Here is a 16129-nt window from a genome sequence, read left to right on the forward strand (position 1 = left end):
CAGGAGAACTGCCCGTGGCAACAGCAGGCAGACCGGGGAAGGGCGCCGCGCGCGCGCATGAGCAGCTGCTGGCAGGCGTGCACATCGCCCATGATGGCGATGCGCTGGGACAGACGCTGGCCGCCGTGGACGAGCGCTCGCGCCAAAGCATGGCGCAGCAGGCGCTGCGCTGGACCTACCTGCTGCGCTCGCGCCAGCGTTGGGTGCGCGAGGCCAAGGTGCGCGAGCAGCACCAGGCCGACGCGGCCGCCACGCTGCGGGCTTTGGGCCTGGGTGCGGCTCAGCTGCAGGCGCTGGGCCAGGCATCCACGCTGGTGGTGCGCGTGCCGTATCAGCACGAGGCGCTGTGCTGGGAGGGGCGCGTGTTCCCGTGGGAGTACGTGCTGGCTGCCGCCACGCGCGAGCAGCGCCGCGCGGCCCCGGGTGGCCCGCGGCCGCTGACCGTCATCCGCGAGCTGCAGGTGCAGCATGAGGTGGCTGGCGCGTGGCAGCCCGTGCCGCGCCAGGCGGTGGTGCTGCCGGCCTGGCGGGAGCTGCGCGTGCTCTTCGTCAACGTGCTGCCCAGCGAGCTGGCCGAGCGTTGGACGGTGGAGGCCGAGCTGAAGAACCTGGCCGCTGCGCTGCCGCGCGAGGTGCCGGCGCCGCGCGTGCTGAACCATCCCAGTCTGGAGGAACTGGTGACCGAACTGGCGGCCCGCCCGCCCCACCTGCTGCACGTGGCCGGCATGGACAGCCACCAGGCGCTGCGCGAGCTGGGCGCGTTGGCCGCGAGGACGGCGCTGGTGGAGGTGGCCAGCGCCGATGCGCTGGACGCGCCGCTGCAGCGCCTTCCGCTGGACGAAGTGCTGGCCGACGCACGCCGCCTGCAGGACGGCCTGTTGCTGCGCGGCACCGACGGCGCCCCGCGCCTGGTGCCGGCCCAGGCACTGGCGCAGGCCATCGCGGCGGCGGTGGGCACGCAGCCGCCCTATCTGACGACGCTGAACGTCTGGAACAGCGCCGCGCGGCTGGCGCCCATGCTGATCGCCGAGGGCGCGTCGCGGGCGGCGCTGGGTTTCCAGGATGCCTTCGACGACTCGCTGGCCGAGTACGCGCTGACGCTGCTGCTGCGGCAGCTGTTCGATGGTGGCTTCGACCTGCCGGACGCCTTCTCCCGCATGTGGGCCGAGGTGAGGGCGCTGCCCGAGTCGGTGGACGCCACCGGCGTGACACTGTGGCTGGACGGCCCGGTCTTCGTCGACCCGGCCACCCGAGCGGCGCACGCGGCCCAGGGGCGGCGGCTGGCCGTGCGTGCCGAGGCCGCCACGCGCCCGGCCTCGGCCGAGGTGCGCTGCGAGATCGAGCCCTTCCGCGAGCTGAACTACGCCGTGCTGCACAACGCCCAGCCGCTGTTCCGGCGCTTCGTGCTGAGCTGCGAGCGCTTCCAGGATGCTGCGCCGCTGGATGTGGAGGTGGCCGTGCACCTGGGCGCCGAGGTGGCGCGCTACCAGCGCCGCGTCAAGCTGCGCCAGGTGCGCGAGAAGCTGACCGACAAGATCCATGTGCCGCTGACGGCCGAGGTGGCGCGCAGCGTGCACGAGGCCATCAACACCAGCCTGCATGTCTGCGTGCGCCAGGGCGGTGAGGTGCTGTACCACGACAGTCACCGCCTGCGCCTGCTGCCCGTGGACCAGTGGCGCGACAACCGCCGGGACGGCCGCTGGCTGCCGTCTTTCGTGCTGCCGCGCGACCCGGCTGTGGTGCGCGCCGTGGCGCAGGCGCAGCGCTACAACCGCGTGCTGCGCGACGACCCGTCAGCCGGCTTCGAGGGCTACCAGGCCGTGCCGGCCGATGCCATCGACGAGGACGCGCTGCGCGCCGTCGACCGCCAGGTGGAGGCCATCTGGGCCACGCTGCTGCACGACTGGCAACTCGGCTACATCAACCCGCCGCCCAGCTACAGCGGCGACCTGGACTCGCAGCGCCTGCGCGTGCCGTCCACCGTCCAGGCCGACCGCGCCGGCACCTGCATCGACCTGGCGCTGCTGTTCGCGGCCTGCCTGGAGCTGGTGGACATCTACCCGGTCGTCTTCCTGCTCGACGGCCACGCGCTGCCTGGGTGGTGGCGGCACAGCAGCTTCCAGCAGGAGTACCAGCAGATGGGCGCGGCCAGCTACAGCGAGGTGGTGCAGGCCGATGCCGGCGGCAGCTCGGCGGCCAATGCGCAGACCGTCGGCTGGCATGCCGGCAAGGCCAGCTGGGCCGAGGTGAGGCGCTGGATACGCGAGCGCAAGCTGGTGCCCATCGAGACCGTGCGGCTGACCGAGCACTGCGGCTTCATCGAGGCCATCGAGTCTGGCGTGCAGGCGCTGGCCGAGCGGGCCGACTACGACTCCATGCTGGACATCGTCACCGCGCGGCGGGCCCAGGTCACGCCGCTGCCACTGCTCAAGGAGCTGCCATGAGTTCGCATGCGCTGTGGGCCCAGGCGCGAGAGTGCTTCACCGAGCCGCCGGTGGCGCCGGGCGAGGTGTTGAGGCCGTCGCTTCAGCAGCGCCGCCGGCGGGACTTCGAGCCAGGCGACGGGCGGGCGGCGGTGCGCCTGGTGCGCGATGACGACGGCCTGCTGCGATGGGTGTACGAGCCCCCGGCGCGGCCGCGCGGCGCCAGCGGCGCCCGGCGCAGCTGGCGCGCCATCGGCGTGGATGCGAACGACACGGTTGAGCGCATTGCCTTCCCCGAGCTGGGGCTGAATGCCGTCACCGACGGCCTGCGCCGGCTGGACGAGCGGCTGAACCCCGCGCTGGCCGGCCAGCGCCCGGTGGACGGCTTGCGGCGCTGGAATGGCGCGCACTGGGCGCCGCTGGCGGCGGGCGAGCTGGCCAGCCTGCGGGGCCGTGTGCTGGTGCTGGTGCATGGCACCTTCAGCGCCAGCGCCATGTATGCCAAGGAGCTGGCCGCCACGGCCGACGGCGAGGCTCTGCTGGCGCGGCTGGCCCGCGCGGGCGGCACCTATGCCGCCGTGCTGGCCTTTGACCACCCGACGCTCAGCGTCGCGCCGTGGCTGAACGCGCTGGCGCTGCGCGACGCGCTGGCCGACTGCACGGCCGAGCTGGACTTCGTGGGCCACAGCCGGGGCGGGCTGGTCATCTCCTGGCTGCTGCGCCTGGCGCCCACGCTGCCGGTGCGCCAGGCGCTGTTCGTCGGCTCACCGCTGGCCGGCACCTCGCTGGCGGCGCCGGACAAGCTGCGCCAGGCGCTGGACACGCTGGCCAGCTTTGCCGATGCCGTGGCCCACGCGGCCCTGAAGGCCGACCGGGCCGTGCCGCCCGGCCTGCAGCCGTTGGCGCTGGGCGTGGCCGGCCTGGCCTGCGTGCTGGGCCAGGTGCTGGCCCTGGGCGCCCGCACGCCGCTGGCCGACGCCGCGGTGGGCCTGGTGCCCGGGCTGCTGGCGCAGGGGCGCGTGGCCAACAACCTGGAGCTGGCCCAGCTTTACCCGCTGCCCGGCAGCGTGGACGTGCACGCCATCGGCGGCAGCTTCGTACCGGCCGAGGTCAACCAGCCGCTGTGGACGCTGTGGCAGCGCGTGACGCAGCTGAAGGACCAGGCGCTGCACCGCGGGGCCGATCTGATCTTCCAGCAACCCAACGACCTGGTCGTGGACAGTGCGTCCATGAACCAGCTTGGCACCACACCGCTGGCTGCGCCGCACTGGCAGGACCTGGGCGCCAGCGCCGAGACCCACCACTGCAACTACTTCCAGGACCTGCGCGTGCTGACCTGGCTGGACGCGCGACTGCGCTGAACGGTGTCGTCAGGCGGGGCGGCGGGCGCTCATTGCGCCACCAGCTCCACGCGCCGGTTCTTCGCCCGGCCGGCCTCGCTGCCGTTGCCGGCCACGGGCGCCAGGGCGGCTAGGCCGCGCGCAGCCAGCCGCTTGCCGTCCACCTGGTAGGGCGGGGCCGTCAGCGCCGCCACCACGGCCTGGGCGCGGGCCAGACTGAGCTTTTCGTTGGCCTCGACGCTGCCCACGTTGTCGGTGTGGCCGACGATCCAGGCCTTGAGCCCGGGTTGGGCCTTCAGCAGCTCGGCCATGGCCTCCAGCTGGGGGCGGGACTCGGGCTTGAGCTCGGCCTTGCCGGTGTCGAAGAACAGGCCGGTCAACGCGATGCGGCCGTCGGCCTGCAGCCCAGCGGCGATGGCGTTGGCGTCCACGCTGACCTGGCCGGTCTGCATGGACCGGGGCTCGACGATCTCGATGTAGGTGGCGGCGCGGTCGGTGTAGGCGTTGTCGGCCAGCGAGGTGTAGAGCAGCAGCTCCAGCGTGCTGCCGTTGCGGGTGAGCGTGCCGGCCAGCATGCGGCCCTCGTCGGGGCTGAGCGCCATGACGAGCGGGAACTCGCGGCCCTTGAAACTGCCCCGGGCGCCCATCAGCGAGCCCTTGGCCCAGCTCATCTGGCGGCCGCGGGCGTTCTTGCCGAGGGCGAAGTAGGTGTCGTGGCAGGCCTTGAGCTCGCAGCTGAAGCGCGGCTTGAAGCCGGCTGCCACCAGCGCCTGCTGGTGGTTGCGGAAGACCTCCAGCGCCGTCTTGCCCACCGGGCCCAGGTAGAACAGCTGGGTCAGCTTGCCTTCGGCGCGCACGGGGTCGGCCAGCTGGCGGCGATCACCGCGCGCGGCTCCGGTGGCGCTGGGCAGTTCGGTGGCGGCCCAGTCCTGCTGACCCCAGCCGGCCAGCGTGCTGCCGGTGAAGCGGCTGATGACGGGGTGGTCCGCACTCCCCGGCACATCGGCCAGGGTCACGGGGTCAACGGCCTGGGCGCTCAGCGGGAGCGTCAGGGCGAGCAGGGCGGTCAGGGCGTGGGTGGTCAGGCGCATGGTCGGGCATGTTGGCCCAGCCGCCGGAGCCTGCCTGTCGGACGGCGCCCTGAAAACAGGGGACAGCCGGGCGGGCGCTCAGACCAGCTCGGTCTCCGGGCTGCGGTAGTGGTAACGGTAGGCGAAGACGAAGCCCAGGCGGCCGTAGAGGCGCTGGGCGACGGCGTTGTCGCTGCCCACCTGCAGGTAGGCCTGGGTGGCGCCCTGCTGGCGAGCCAGGGCCAGCAGCGCGCGGCACAGGCGCTCGCCGTGGCCTTGGCGTGGTACGGCGGAGGCGATGTCGTACAGGCCGACGAGATCGCCCGCCACCACCATCTGGCCGCAGGCGAGCAGCTGGCCTTGCGCGTCGTTCAGCGCGAAGCCCTGGTAGGCGACCGGGGCCTTGGCGATGCGCTCGGCGTGGGCGGCGATGGCGCTGGCTGACGAGCCGCGCAGCGTGCCGACGAGGGCGGCGTAGGCCGGGGCGTCCAGCGCCTGGAGGGCAGCCGGCGCGGGCTGTGGCGCCAGGGTTTCCAGCACCATCACGTCGGCCGCATCGAAGGCGGCCCAGCCCTTGGCAGCGAGGCGTTCGTCCAGGTCGGGCGGCTGGCTCCACGGCGTCACGCGCACGGCCAGCGGCAGGCCGGCGGCATCAAAGGCGCGCTGGCAGCGGGCCAGCAGCTCGTCCAGCGGCAGCGTGCCCTGGCGCAAGGCGTTGATGCAGCGCGAGCGCTTGGCCTTGCCAGGGGACAGGCGGATCAGCCAGCCGTCGATGTCGGTTTGCTGCGGCGGGGCGGAGGCATCCAGGCCGGCGAGTTCGGCGCGCACGGCGAGCGCCGGCAGGGCGGTGTTCACCGCATCGTCTCGATGCGCTTCACCATCTCCTTGGCGAAGTCCACGAATGCCACGGCGCCCTTGGAGGACGGGTCGAACACCACGCCCGGCAAACCGTAGCTCGGTGCTTCGGCCAGGCGCACGTTGCGCGGGATGACGGTGTCAAACACCTTGTTGCCGAAGTGGGCCTTGAGCTGGTCGCTGACCTGCTGCTGCAGCGTGATGCGCGGGTCGAACATGACGCGCAGCAGGCCGATGATCTCCAGGTCGGGGTTCAGGTTGGCGTGGATCTGCTTGATGGTGTTGACCAGGTCGGTCAGCCCCTCCAGCGCGAAGTACTCGCACTGCATGGGCACGATGACGCCATGCGCGCTGCACAGGCCGTTCAGCGTCAGCATGGACAGCGACGGCGGGCAGTCGATGAGGATGAAGTCGTAGTCGGCTGCGGCCTGGGCGATCGCGGCCTTGAGCCGGGCCTCGCGGCGCTCCAGCGCCACCAGGTCCACCTCGGCGCCGGCCAGTTCGCGGTTGGCGCCCAGCACGTCGTAGCCAGCTTTCTCGGCGTGGGCCTTGGCCTCGGCGATGGTGGCAGACTCCAGCAGCACGTCGTAGACCGTGGTCTCCAGCTTGCGCTTGTCGATGCCCGACCCCATGGTGGCATTGCCTTGCGGGTCCAGGTCGATGACGAGGACGCGCTGGCCGATCTTTGCGAGGCCGGCGGCCAGGTTGACGGTGGTGGTGGTCTTGCCGACGCCACCCTTCTGGTTGGCGATGCAGAAAATCTTGGCCATGGCTGGGGTTCCGGGAGCAGCCGGCATCGTACCGGTGTCAGAGGGGGTTGGCCCTCGGGCTCGACCCGTGAAGCGGCCTCAGCGAGGCCTCATCCAGACGATGCAGCGCTGCGCGTCCAGACCGGGGACGGCCAGTTGTTCCACGTGAAACACCTCCACGTCAGCCGGCAGGGCGGCGATCTCGTCGGCCGGGTGCTGGCCCTTCATGGCCATCCACACGGCGCCCGGGGCCAGGTGCTGGCGGGTCAGTGAGGTGAAGTCCACCAGCGACGCGAACGCGCGGGATGTGATGACGCCGAAGGGCTCGGTCGTCAGTTGCTCGACGCGGCTGTGCACGCCGTGCAGGTTGGGCAGCTTCAGCTCGGCGGCCACCTGCTGGATGAAGGTGGCCTTCTTGGCGACGGCATCCACGCAGGTCACGTCGGTGGCGGGGCAGCAGATGGCAATCACCACGCCCGGCAGCCCGCCGCCTGCGCCCACGTCCAACAGGCGCACCGGCGCGCCGTGGCGTAGCAGCGGGGGCAGGGCCGACAGGCTGTCGATCAGGTGGTGGCTCAGCATCTGCGCCGGGTCACGCACGGCGGTCAGGTTGTAGACCTTGTTCCACTTCTGCAGCAGGGCAAGGTAGGCCAGCAGCTGGTCGAGTTGGTGGTCGCTGAGGTTCAGGCCCAGTTGGGTGGCGGCGGCTTGGAGGGTGTCTTTCATGCAGTGGCCACCGTGTCGGCAGCTTCGGTGAAGCCCTTGAACTTGCCCTTCTTCAGGTGCACCAGCAGCAGCGAGATGGCAGCCGGTGTGATGCCCGAGATGCGCGAGGCCTGGCCCAGGGTTTCCGGGCGGTGGGTGTTGAGCTTCTGCCGCGCCTCGAAGGAGAGGGCGTGGACGAGGCTGTAGTCCAGCTCATCCGGCAACTTCAGATGCTCGAAGTGGGCGGCGCGGGCGACATCATCGACCTGCTTGTTGATGTAGCCGGCGTACTTGACGCTGATTTCCACCTGCTCGGCCACCAGGTCGGCCAGCTCAGCGCCGAGTTCGGCGGCGAGTGTTTCACGTGAAACCACGACCTCGGGTTTGGCGATGGCGGCCACCTCGGCCACAGTGTCGAAGCCCACACCAGGGCGGCGCAGCAGGTCGGCGAGGTTGTACTCGCGCTCCAGCGCCTTGCCCACCAGCCGCTCGGCCTCAGCCGCGGGCAGGATGCCCGGGTGCACCCAGGTGCTCTTGAGCTTCTCTGTTTCACGTGAAACAGCGTCGCGCTTGCGGTTGAAGGCTGCCCAGCGCTCGTCGTCCACCAGGCCGAGCTGGCGGCCTACTTCGGTCAGGCGTGCATCGGCGTTGTCCTCGCGCAGCTGCAGCCGGAACTCGGCGCGGCTGGTGAACATGCGGTAAGGCTCGGTGACGCCCTTGGTGATGAGGTCGTCCACCAGCACGCCCAAGTAGGCCTGATCACGCGCTGGCGTCCACGGCCCATCGCCGCGCACCTGCAGCGCGGCGTTCAGGCCGGCGAACAGGCCCTGGGCGGCGGCTTCCTCGTAGCCGGTCGTGCCGTTGATCTGGCCGGCGAAGAACAGGCCCTGGATCACCTTGGTCTCGAAGCTGCTCTTCAGCCCGCGCGGGTCGAAGTAGTCGTACTCGATGGCGTAGCCGGGGCGAATGATGTCGGCGTTCTCCAGGCCCGGGATGCTGCGCACGGCGGCCAGCTGGATGTCGAAGGGCAGGGAGGTGGAGATGCCGTTGGGGTAGAACTCGTGCGTCGTCAGGCCCTCAGGCTCCAGGAAGATCTGGTGCGAGTCCTTGTCGGCGAAGCGGTTCACCTTGTCTTCGATGCTCGGGCAGTAGCGCGGGCCCACGCCCTCGATGACGCCGGTGAACATCGGGCTGCGGTCGAAGCCGCTGCGGATGATCTCGTGCGTGCGGGCGTTGGTGTGCGTGATCCAGCAAGGCACCTGCTGCGGGTGCATGGCGGTGTTGCCCATGAAGCTGAACACCGGCACCGGCGTCAGGTCACCCGGTTGCGCCTCGCACTTGCTGAAGTCGATGGTGCGGCCATCGATGCGCGGCGGCGTGCCGGTTTTCAGGCGCCCTTGTGGCAGCTTGAGTTCCTTCAGCCGCGCCGACAGCGACACGGCCGGCGGGTCGCCCGCGCGGCCGGCGGCGTAGTTCTGCAGGCCCACATGCACGCGGCCGTCCAGGAAGGTGCCGGCCGTCAGCACCACGGCGCGGGCGCGGAACTGGATGCCGGCCTGGGTAACGGCGCCCACCACGCGGTCGCCCTCCACCATCAGGTCGTCCACCGCCTGCTGGAACAGCATCAGGTTGGGCTGGTTCTCCAGCCGGCGGCGGATGGCAGCCTTGTAGAGGATGCGGTCGGCCTGGGCGCGGGTGGCGCGCACGGCCGGGCCCTTTGACGAATTGAGGATGCGGAACTGGATGCCGCCTTCGTCGGTGGCCAGCGCCATCGCGCCGCCCAGCGCGTCCACCTCTTTCACGAGGTGGCCCTTGCCGATGCCGCCGATGCTGGGGTTGCAGCTCATCGCCCCGAGGGTTTCGATGTTGTGGGTCAGCAGCAGCGTCTGCGCGCCCATGCGCGCAGCGGCCAGCGCGGCCTCGGTGCCGGCATGGCCGCCGCCGACGACGATGACGTCGAATTCCTTGGGGTAGAGCATCTCGTTCCTGGCAAGAGCAGGCCCGGGCAGGGCGCCTGGGCAAACCCTGAATTTTACGAACCGCCTGTGGACAAGTCACCCACCGGATTTCTCGCCGGCTGCGCCTTCCTGCCGCGTGTGCATGCCGCCGAAAAAGTGCCCGACGGCCGTGCTGACCGTCGGGCCCAAGGTCCTGTCGTCCAGAAGACGCCAGGCAACTGCGCGAATGCCGCTGCGTTGCAGGCGCCGGGCTCAGTCGGCGGCCGATGCCTCGGGCCAGGCGATGTCGTCCGGTGCGGCGGGCGGCGTGAGGTGCCAGGCGTGGTCGGCGGGCGGCTTGAGTGCGCGCAGCTCGGGCCGGGCATCGATGACGCGCCGCGCGCTCAGGATGCTGTGCGCGAATTCGGGGCTGGCCAGGAGCTTGTAGTCCAGGTAGCTGTCATGGCGCTCGGGCCAGACGCGCCACCAGGCCACGATGCTGTCCACATTGCTCAGGTCGAGTTGCATGGCGTGCTCCGCTTCAGAAGAGCTCGGCCGTGGTTGGGCCGACGGGCTCGGATGCCGGGATGCGCAAGGCGCGCGGGCCCCGGGGCGTGCGTGGCGGCGGCGCTTCGACCGCCATCGCGTGCCACTCGTGGGCGAACATGTCGGGCAGCACCGACCAGCTGGCCGGTTCGCGCGGCAGGGCCGTGGCACGCGCCTCGGGCGCGGCGTTCAGCGGCTCGGTCGCTGCGCGTTGCAGCAGTCGCTCGGCGTCCTTCAGGCCGCTGTCCAGCCACAGCGGCAGCGCTGGCGCCGCCAGCATGACGGGCATGCGAGGCGGCTGGCCGGGCAGGGTCAGGTGGCGGAACACCTCGTGCTCGTCGGCGGCTCGGGTCAGCACGCTGAAGCACAGCACCGTCTCGCCGGCTGGCCCGGTCCATTCGTTCCACAGCCCGGCCAGCGCGAGCGGCGCGCCGTCGGCATGCTGCACCTGCCAGCGCTGCGGCCGGCCGGTGGCGTAGCTCCAGGCCGAGACATGCGCCACCGGCACGATGCAGCGGCGCCCGGCCCACCAGCTTTCGCGGACCTTGGCTTGTGACTTCATCGCCTCGACCGGGCAGTGCATGGTGGGCTGCGCCAGGTCGGCCGTGCCGGCCGCCGGGGGCAACAGGCCAAGCCGCCCGAGGCGCACGTCGCCGAGCGCGCCCTGCGGGGCTGCATCGGCATGAAGAATGACCGGCCATGCCGCGGCCGGGCCGGCGGTGGCGGGCGGGGCGCTCTCGGGCAGCGCCATGCCGAAGCGAGCGAGCCACTGCGCGTTGTCGGTGACGGGTTCGTAGTGCGTGAGCATGGTTGGATGCTGTGGCCAGCCGGGCCGTCCCTGGGCTGTGTGGTGATGTTACTGTATAAAAAAACAGCTGTTGGTGTTGTGGGTGACCGATGCCTGCGCAGGCCACGCGGCGTGCTGCAATCGCGCCATGTCTATTCCGTCTGATGCCGTGCTCGCGCCGCTGGCCGACCTCGCCGCGCGCGCCCAGCCCCTGTGCGTGCCGGCCGGCACGCGGCTCTTCGATGCCGGCCAGCCCTGCCCAGGCTTCCCGCTGGTGGACGCTGGCAGCGTGAGCGTGTCGCTGCTGGCGCCGGACGGTCGGCGGCTGGAGCTCTATCGGGTGGAGCCCGGCGAGGTCTGTGTCGTGTCGGCCACCTGTTTGTTTGCGCATCGCGTGGCCACGGCCAGCGGCGAGGCGCGCACCGAGACGGCGCTGCGCCTCATCAGCCCGGCGGACTTCGAGGCCGTCTGCGAGCGCGACCCGGTGCTGCGCCGCTACGTGATGGGCCTGATGGCCGAGCGTCTGGCCGACCTGATGGCGCTGGTGGAGGCCGTGGCCTTCCAGCGGTTGGACCAGCGCCTGGCCGCGCTGCTGTGCGCCCGCGGCCCGCGGCTGCTGGCCACGCACCAGCAGCTGGCCGACGAGCTGGGCACCGTGCGCGAGATCGTCAGCCGGCTGCTGCGCCGCTTCGAGCGCGACGGCTGGGTGCAGCTGGGCCGGGAGCGCATTGACGTGACCGACGTGGCCGCGTTGCATCGCCTTTGCGCGGCGTCAAACGCTGTGTGACGCAGGTCACCGACAGCGGTGGCTCCCCCGCCGAGGATGACGGCATCGCAACCCGAAGGAGAGCTTCATGTTCAAGACCAATGTCGGCGGCGTCGACCGCATCGCCCGCATCGTTGCCGGCCTCGTGCTGCTGGCACTGGCCGTCACCGGCACCGTGGGCGCCTGGGGCTATGTCGGCCTCGTGCCGCTGGCCACCGGCTTGCTGAGCACCTGCCCGCTGTACTCGGTGCTGGGCTTCAACACCTGCCCGCTCAAGGGCTGACGTCCGCCGGGCGGCGCGCGGCCGACAATGCCGCCATGGACTGCCGCCCCCGTTGTGCCGCCTGCTGCATTGCGCCGTCGATCAGCTCGCCCATCCCCGGCCACCCGCAGGGCAAGCCGGCCGGTGTGCGCTGCGCGCAGCTGGACGATGAGCTGCGTTGCAGGATCTTTGGCCGGCCCGAGCGCCCGGCCGTGTGCAGCTCGCTCGCGCCGCAGGAGGAGATGTGCGGCAGCAGCCGCGAGCAGGCGCTGCGCTGGCTGGGCTGGATGGAGGAGCAGACGGCGCCCCATCCGCCCGAACTGCCTGATCAGCCTGGCTGAGCCACCGCCGCCGGGCGGCCGACGCGCCAACGCGCGCGCCAGGCCTGGGCGCGGGCATGGTCCCAGTACTTGTCGAAGAAGTAGTGCAGCACCGTGTTGGCCAGCGGTTCCAGGAAGGTCACCGCGCCCGCAATCGTCACGCTGCCCGTCAGCGCATAGGTGATGCTGAAGGCCGTGATCAGGTGCATGACGCCGAAGCAGAGGGTCTTGGTCATGGTGTCTATCGCCTGACTGGTTTGAATAGGCAAATGCTAATTATTCGCATCGGCCTTGGCCAATCAGTTCCGGCTATGCCGGCGATGGGCTAGCCCGCCGTACCCGGGCCGCTGACCTTGGCGGTCGCCGGCTGCCCGGTGGCGAGATCCTCGATCCAGGCTTCACAGGCGCCGCTATCGATGCGGCCGCGCACCGCGTAGCGCGCGCCGGCCCGGGGCGTGAAGTCCACATCGCCCACCGTGCGGCAGCTGGGCTGGGACAGGGCGACCACGGGCGACGCGTACTGCGTGGCGGCCTGCAGCCGCACGCGCGTGGGCCGCACGGCCAGTTCGTTGGTCAGCGCCACCGGCGTGACCGTCATGCTGCCGCCCTGGCCGGCGCGCCGTGTGGCGGTGCTGCTGCTGGCCAGCCGGCGGCCGTCCACGTGCGTGATCTCGAACACATGCAGCCGCTGCGGGCCGACCGCCTGCACCGCGTCCGCCACATTGGCCGTGGGGCCGTCGTAGTCGGCCGGCGTGGCGGGCTGGAAGGCGTCGAAATGCGGCAGGGTGGCGCAGCCCGCCAGGCTGGTGGCCAGCAGGGCGGTGGCGAGTGCAGGGAGGGCCGGGATGCGGGTCATGGCGGCGAGCCTACCGCGAGCCGGCCCCCGGGTTCAGCGTGCCACCGCCGCGCGCATCGAGCGGGCCACGTAGGCCAGCGCGCCGGCCGTGATCGCCACGCCGGTGATGACGCCCGGCGCCACCTGCTCCCAGCGCAGCGCCTCGCCCTTGAGCACGGCCAGCATCAGCGTGTTCTGGGCCAGGCCGGGCACCCAGAGGTACCACGCCGCGTCGCCGCCCGGGTTCAGCAGGCTGACCATGGGCATCAGGCTGATGACGGTGACGATGAGCGTGCTGCTGGCCTGCGCTTCCTTGAAGGTCTTGGAGCGGATGGCCAGCGCCATCAGCAGTCCCGACAGGCCGGCGGCCAGCGGGATCTGCAGCAGCCAGAAGGCCATTACCTCACCCATGCCGAACTGGAACATGGCCTGCAGGCTGTCGCTGCGGATCAGCCATTGCGCGGGCACGAAGCTCAGGCTGGCCAGCAGCGCCACGGCCATGCCCATCAGCGCCACGGCGCCCCACTTGCCGGCCACGATGGCGCCATGCGGTGCCGGGTTCATCAGCAGCGGCTCCAGCGAGCCGCGTTCGCGCTCGCCGGCCGTGCTGTCCAGCGCGGCGCTCAGCGCGCCGTACAGCACCGCCATGATGATGAACATCGGGATGATGCTGGTCAGCCGCGCGGCGCGGGCCTGGGCACTGGCCAGGTCGCGCTCCTGCACGTCCACGGGTTGCAGCAACTGCGTGGACACACCGCGCAGCGCCATGTTCAGCGCGGCCCGCTCGTTGTTGAAGCCCATCAGCAGGCGCTGCACCGAGCCCACGCCGGCCGCGGCGCGCTGGTTGGCGCTGTCGCTGACGATTTCCACCGTGGGCGCCTCGCCGGCCAGCAACTGGGCCTCGAAGTCCTTGGGCACCACGAGCACGGGCTCCAGCAGCCGCGTGGCGCGCAGTTGGGCTTCGTAGTCGGCCGGCGCGGCCTTGAGGGTGTAGGTCTGGCGCTCGATGAAGTTCTGCAGCGTGGGCGCGTGTTCCAGGCCCACCACCATCAGCTCGCGCCGCTCGGCGCGTTCCTCCAGCGAGGCGATCAGGCCCGACAGCGCCGCCAGCAGCAGCGGCCCCATCAGCAGTGCCGGTACCAGGATGCGCAGCAGCGTGCGCCGGTCGCGCAGTGCGTCGGCCAGTTCCTTGGCGAAGACGATCCAGGTCTTGTGCTTGTTCATGCCGCAGCCTCCTCGGGAAATGCGAGCTTCACGAAGGCGTCCTCGAAACGGGATTCGCCGGCTTGCTGCAGCAGCGCGGGCACGCTGCCGCGGGCCACGCTGCGGCCCTTGGAGACGACGACCACCTCGTCGCACAGCAGCTCCACCTCCTGCATGATGTGCGTGGAGAAGACGATGCACTTGCCGCCGCCCTCCGGGCTGCGCAGCCAGCGCAGTGCCTCGCGCAGCGCGCGCGTGGCCAGCACGTCCAGGCCGTTGGTGGGCTCGTCCAGCACGATGTTGGCGGGGTCATGCACCAGCGCACGGGCCAGGGCCGTCTTCATGCGCTCGCCCTGGCTGAAGCCGTCGGCGCGGCGGTCGAGGATGTTCTTCATCTCCAGCAGCCGGGCCAGCTCGTCGGCGCGGGCGTTGGCCGCATCGGCGTTCATGCCTTGCAGGCGGCCGAAGTAGATGATGTTCTCGCGGGCCGACAGGCGCGGGTACAGGCCATGCGCGTCGCCCAGGATGCCCATGCGGGACAAGGCTTTCAGCGGGTCGTCCTGCACGGTGATGCCGTCGACCGTGATGCGGCCCTGGTCAGGCGCGAACAGCCCGGCCAGCATGCGCAGCGTGGTGGTCTTGCCGGCACCGTTGGCGCCCAGCAGCCCGGTGATGCGGCCATCGGCGGCGTTCAGGCTCACGCCCTGCACCGCATGCACGGTGCGCTTCTCGCCGCGCTTGAACAGGCCGGCACCGGTGCGGCTGGTGAACTGCTTGTGGACGTCATGGATCTCGATCATTGGGGGCTCCCTTCGCGCACGGGCTGGAAGGCGGTGGGGCGCGGGATGCGGGTGGCGCAGGCTGCGTCCTGGGGCAGGGCGGCGGTGTCGGTCTTGGCGTCGATGAAGCGGAAGATCACGTCCCGCATGCAGCCCACGCCGGTCAGGCCGTGGCCGGCCTCGGGCACCACCACATGCTGCACGCGGGCCGGCTGGCCGGCGGCCAGGGCCTGCACGACGCGCTCGCCGTGGCGCGGTGGCGTGACGGGGTCGGCCCCGCCGCTGAGCACCAGCACCGGGCTGGGCGCGGCCGGGACCTTGTAGAAGTCGGCCGGCACGTCGCCGCGGGGCCAGGTCTTGCACACGCGCGCGTACATGTCGGCGTCGAAGCGGCCGTAGTCTGCCCCGGGCTGGTCGGTCGCGCCGTCCAGGCGCGGCGCATCCTCGGCGCACACCACCGAGAAGTGCATGCCCATCGCCAGTTTCATGCCCTTGCGGCCGGCGAAGGCACTGGTCAGGCCGAACAGCCCGTCGAAGCGGCCCTCCTGGGCGGCCGCCCGGATGGCGGCCGGCAGGGCTGCGCCCAGCGCGGGCTGGTACAGCGGTGCCCGCACGGCGCGCAGCAGCAGCGCGCGGTCCACCGTGAATTGCTCGGGCTTGCCCGTCATCGGGTGGGCCACGCTGACCGTGCGCGGCAGTGAGGCCAGCAGCTTCTGCCAGTCCTCGCGCAGGCCGGGGAAGGTCTTGGCGTGGGCGTCGATGAGCTTGTCCAGCGCGGCCTGCGTGTCGGTCGAGAAGCTGGCCGGCAGCACCATGTCCGGCGGCGCGATGCCGTCGATGACGGTGCGGCGCACCTTGCTCGGGAACTGGCGCAGGTACTCCAGCGCGGCGCGTGTGCCGTAGCTGCCGCCTTCCAGGTTCCACTGCGGCACGCCTAGATGCTCGCGCACGGCGTCCATGTCCTGCATGGCGATGGTGGTCGTGTAGAAGCGCAGGTCGCCGTGCGGCAGCTTCTCCAGCGTGGCGCGGCAGGCGTCCAGGCGGCGCAGCTGCGCGGCCGTGTCCAGCTGCTCGGTCAGCGGCAGCTTGCTGTCGTCAGGGCAGTCCAGGCGGGCGGAGCGGCCGGTGCCGCGCTGGTCGATGAAGACCAGGTCGCGCCGGTTGTTCAAGCGCGACAGGCGCTGCAGCATCAGCGGCGCCAGCTCGATGGCGCTCTGGCCAGGCCCGCCGGCCAGCACCAGCACGGCGTCCGGCTGCTTGTTGCGCGCCATCGCGGGCGCGACGACGAAGTGGACATCGATCTTCACGCCGTCCGGCCGCGCCGGGTCCAGCGGGCGCTGCAGGCTGCCGCAGCGCAGCTCGTTGGGAATGCCGTCGATGCGGCAGGGCTTGAGCGGGCTGTTTGCCGCTGCCGCGCTGCCGGTGCCGGCCAGAGTCAGGAGGGCCAGCAGGCCTCCACGCCAATCACGCATGACTTCTCTCGGGAAGTTGGGAGTGGCGCGAGTATCTGGTGTGGCCGGGGGGCTTCAGGGCCTGCGTCGGGCGAACGGCG

The 16129-nt window shown here is 71.3% G+C and carries 17 protein-coding genes; 5 read left to right on the forward strand and 12 right to left on the reverse strand.

The window, feature by feature from the left end; translation table 11 throughout:
* The first annotated feature begins 14 nt into the window (after positions 1 to 14).
* Both NYO99_RS12915 and NYO99_RS12920 read left to right on the forward strand, forming a co-directional pair.
* Positions 15 to 2444 (forward strand): hypothetical protein, encoded by a 2430-nt coding sequence (locus tag NYO99_RS12915; RefSeq protein WP_268167620.1) that lies wholly within the window; start codon positions 15 to 17, stop codon positions 2442 to 2444.
* Positions 2441 to 3784 (forward strand): esterase/lipase family protein, encoded by a 1344-nt coding sequence (locus NYO99_RS12920; protein WP_268167621.1) that lies wholly within the window; start codon positions 2441 to 2443, stop codon positions 3782 to 3784. Before NYO99_RS12915 ends, NYO99_RS12920 begins: the two co-directional genes overlap by 4 nt.
* 29 nt (positions 3785 to 3813) lie before the next feature.
* On the opposite strand, the gene NYO99_RS12925 is transcribed toward NYO99_RS12920, so the two are convergent.
* The 7 genes from NYO99_RS12925 to NYO99_RS12955 form a co-directional block, all read right to left on the reverse strand.
* The gene (locus NYO99_RS12925; RefSeq protein ID WP_268167622.1) at positions 3814 to 4854 is read right to left on the reverse strand and encodes an OmpA family protein; all 1041 of its coding nucleotides are present in this window, start codon (positions 4852 to 4854) and stop codon (positions 3814 to 3816) included.
* Positions 4855 to 4932: 78 nt separating this feature from the next.
* Positions 4933 to 5688 carry a GNAT family N-acetyltransferase gene (locus NYO99_RS12930; protein WP_268167623.1) on the reverse strand — a complete coding sequence of 252 codons (756 nt, stop codon included), beginning with the start codon at positions 5686 to 5688 and terminating at the stop codon, positions 4933 to 4935.
* Positions 5685 to 6458, reverse strand: a complete 774-nt coding sequence (locus NYO99_RS12935) for a ParA family protein (RefSeq protein WP_268167624.1) — start codon at positions 6456 to 6458, stop codon at positions 5685 to 5687. The genes NYO99_RS12930 and NYO99_RS12935 overlap by 4 nt, the downstream gene beginning before the upstream one ends.
* 78 nt (positions 6459 to 6536) lie before the next feature.
* Positions 6537 to 7163, reverse strand: a complete 627-nt coding sequence (rsmG, locus tag NYO99_RS12940) for a 16S rRNA (guanine(527)-N(7))-methyltransferase RsmG (RefSeq protein ID WP_268167625.1) — start codon at positions 7161 to 7163, stop codon at positions 6537 to 6539.
* Positions 7160 to 9121: a tRNA uridine-5-carboxymethylaminomethyl(34) synthesis enzyme MnmG gene (mnmG, locus tag NYO99_RS12945; RefSeq protein WP_268167626.1), complete on the reverse strand. Its 1962-nt coding sequence runs from the start codon at positions 9119 to 9121 to the stop codon at positions 7160 to 7162. The genes rsmG and mnmG overlap by 4 nt, the downstream gene beginning before the upstream one ends.
* Positions 9122 to 9352: 231 nt before the next feature.
* Positions 9353 to 9607, reverse strand: coding sequence for a hypothetical protein (locus NYO99_RS12950; RefSeq protein WP_268167627.1), 255 nt, complete (start codon positions 9605 to 9607; stop codon positions 9353 to 9355).
* A gap of 13 nt (positions 9608 to 9620) precedes the next feature.
* Positions 9621 to 10433: an SOS response-associated peptidase family protein gene (locus NYO99_RS12955; protein ID WP_268167628.1), complete on the reverse strand. Its 813-nt coding sequence runs from the start codon at positions 10431 to 10433 to the stop codon at positions 9621 to 9623.
* A gap of 127 nt (positions 10434 to 10560) precedes the next feature.
* On the opposite strand from NYO99_RS12955, the gene NYO99_RS12960 reads away from it, so the two are divergent.
* From NYO99_RS12960 to NYO99_RS12970, 3 genes are all read left to right on the forward strand, one after another.
* Positions 10561 to 11199: a Crp/Fnr family transcriptional regulator gene (locus NYO99_RS12960; RefSeq protein WP_268167629.1), complete on the forward strand. Its 639-nt coding sequence runs from the start codon at positions 10561 to 10563 to the stop codon at positions 11197 to 11199.
* A 67-nt stretch (positions 11200 to 11266) separates the two neighbouring features.
* Complete coding sequence (locus tag NYO99_RS12965; RefSeq protein WP_268167630.1) at positions 11267 to 11461, forward strand: YgaP family membrane protein; 195 nt, start codon at positions 11267 to 11269, stop codon at positions 11459 to 11461.
* A 35-nt stretch (positions 11462 to 11496) separates the two neighbouring features.
* Positions 11497 to 11781, forward strand: coding sequence for a YkgJ family cysteine cluster protein (locus tag NYO99_RS12970; protein WP_268167631.1), 285 nt, complete (start codon positions 11497 to 11499; stop codon positions 11779 to 11781).
* Here the strand turns inward: NYO99_RS12970 and NYO99_RS12975 are convergent.
* From NYO99_RS12975 to NYO99_RS12995, 5 genes are all read right to left on the reverse strand, one after another.
* Positions 11769 to 11996 carry a DUF2061 domain-containing protein gene (locus tag NYO99_RS12975; protein ID WP_268167632.1) on the reverse strand — a complete coding sequence of 76 codons (228 nt, stop codon included), beginning with the start codon at positions 11994 to 11996 and terminating at the stop codon, positions 11769 to 11771. The two genes, NYO99_RS12970 and NYO99_RS12975, sit on opposite strands and share 13 nt — an antisense overlap.
* A gap of 89 nt (positions 11997 to 12085) precedes the next feature.
* Complete coding sequence (locus NYO99_RS12980) at positions 12086 to 12616, reverse strand: hypothetical protein (protein ID WP_268167633.1); 531 nt, start codon at positions 12614 to 12616, stop codon at positions 12086 to 12088.
* A 33-nt stretch (positions 12617 to 12649) separates the two neighbouring features.
* Positions 12650 to 13819, reverse strand: coding sequence for an ABC transporter permease (locus tag NYO99_RS12985; RefSeq protein WP_268167634.1), 1170 nt, complete (start codon positions 13817 to 13819; stop codon positions 12650 to 12652).
* The gene (locus NYO99_RS12990; protein WP_268167635.1) at positions 13816 to 14598 is read right to left on the reverse strand and encodes an ABC transporter ATP-binding protein; all 783 of its coding nucleotides are present in this window, start codon (positions 14596 to 14598) and stop codon (positions 13816 to 13818) included. Before NYO99_RS12990 ends, NYO99_RS12985 begins: the two co-directional genes overlap by 4 nt.
* Positions 14595 to 16049, reverse strand: a complete 1455-nt coding sequence (locus NYO99_RS12995; protein ID WP_268167636.1) for an alpha/beta fold hydrolase — start codon at positions 16047 to 16049, stop codon at positions 14595 to 14597. Before NYO99_RS12995 ends, NYO99_RS12990 begins: the two co-directional genes overlap by 4 nt.
* Positions 16050 to 16129: the final 80 nt, after the last annotated feature.

Origin of the sequence: Roseateles hydrophilus, assembly GCF_026712245.1 — a bacterium.
Classification (GTDB): domain Bacteria; phylum Pseudomonadota; class Gammaproteobacteria; order Burkholderiales; family Burkholderiaceae_C; genus Pelomonas; species Pelomonas hydrophilus.

Excerpts from the sequence above, each read along its gene's own strand:
- NYO99_RS12995 (WP_268167636.1), bottom strand. The coding sequence starts at position 16,049 with ATGCGTGATTGGCGTGGAGGCCTGCTGGCCCTCCTGACTCTGGCCGGC.
- NYO99_RS12980 (WP_268167633.1), bottom strand. The coding sequence starts at position 12,616 with ATGACCCGCATCCCGGCCCTCCCTGCACTCGCCACCGCCCTGCTGGCC.
- NYO99_RS12920 (WP_268167621.1), top strand. The coding sequence starts at position 2,441 with ATGAGTTCGCATGCGCTGTGGGCCCAGGCGCGAGAGTGCTTCACCGAG.
- NYO99_RS12960 (WP_268167629.1), top strand. The coding sequence starts at position 10,561 with ATGTCTATTCCGTCTGATGCCGTGCTCGCGCCGCTGGCCGACCTCGCC.
- NYO99_RS12950 (WP_268167627.1), bottom strand. The coding sequence starts at position 9,607 with ATGCAACTCGACCTGAGCAATGTGGACAGCATCGTGGCCTGGTGGCGC.
- NYO99_RS12925 (WP_268167622.1), bottom strand. The coding sequence starts at position 4,854 with ATGCGCCTGACCACCCACGCCCTGACCGCCCTGCTCGCCCTGACGCTC.
- rsmG (WP_268167625.1), bottom strand. The coding sequence starts at position 7,163 with ATGAAAGACACCCTCCAAGCCGCCGCCACCCAACTGGGCCTGAACCTC.
- NYO99_RS12955 (WP_268167628.1), bottom strand. The coding sequence starts at position 10,433 with ATGCTCACGCACTACGAACCCGTCACCGACAACGCGCAGTGGCTCGCT.
- NYO99_RS12965 (WP_268167630.1), top strand. The coding sequence starts at position 11,267 with ATGTTCAAGACCAATGTCGGCGGCGTCGACCGCATCGCCCGCATCGTT.
- NYO99_RS12985 (WP_268167634.1), bottom strand. The coding sequence starts at position 13,819 with ATGAACAAGCACAAGACCTGGATCGTCTTCGCCAAGGAACTGGCCGAC.
- NYO99_RS12990 (WP_268167635.1), bottom strand. The coding sequence starts at position 14,598 with ATGATCGAGATCCATGACGTCCACAAGCAGTTCACCAGCCGCACCGGT.
- NYO99_RS12975 (WP_268167632.1), bottom strand. The coding sequence starts at position 11,996 with ATGACCAAGACCCTCTGCTTCGGCGTCATGCACCTGATCACGGCCTTC.
- NYO99_RS12935 (WP_268167624.1), bottom strand. The coding sequence starts at position 6,458 with ATGGCCAAGATTTTCTGCATCGCCAACCAGAAGGGTGGCGTCGGCAAG.
- mnmG (WP_268167626.1), bottom strand. The coding sequence starts at position 9,121 with ATGCTCTACCCCAAGGAATTCGACGTCATCGTCGTCGGCGGCGGCCAT.
- NYO99_RS12970 (WP_268167631.1), top strand. The coding sequence starts at position 11,497 with ATGGACTGCCGCCCCCGTTGTGCCGCCTGCTGCATTGCGCCGTCGATC.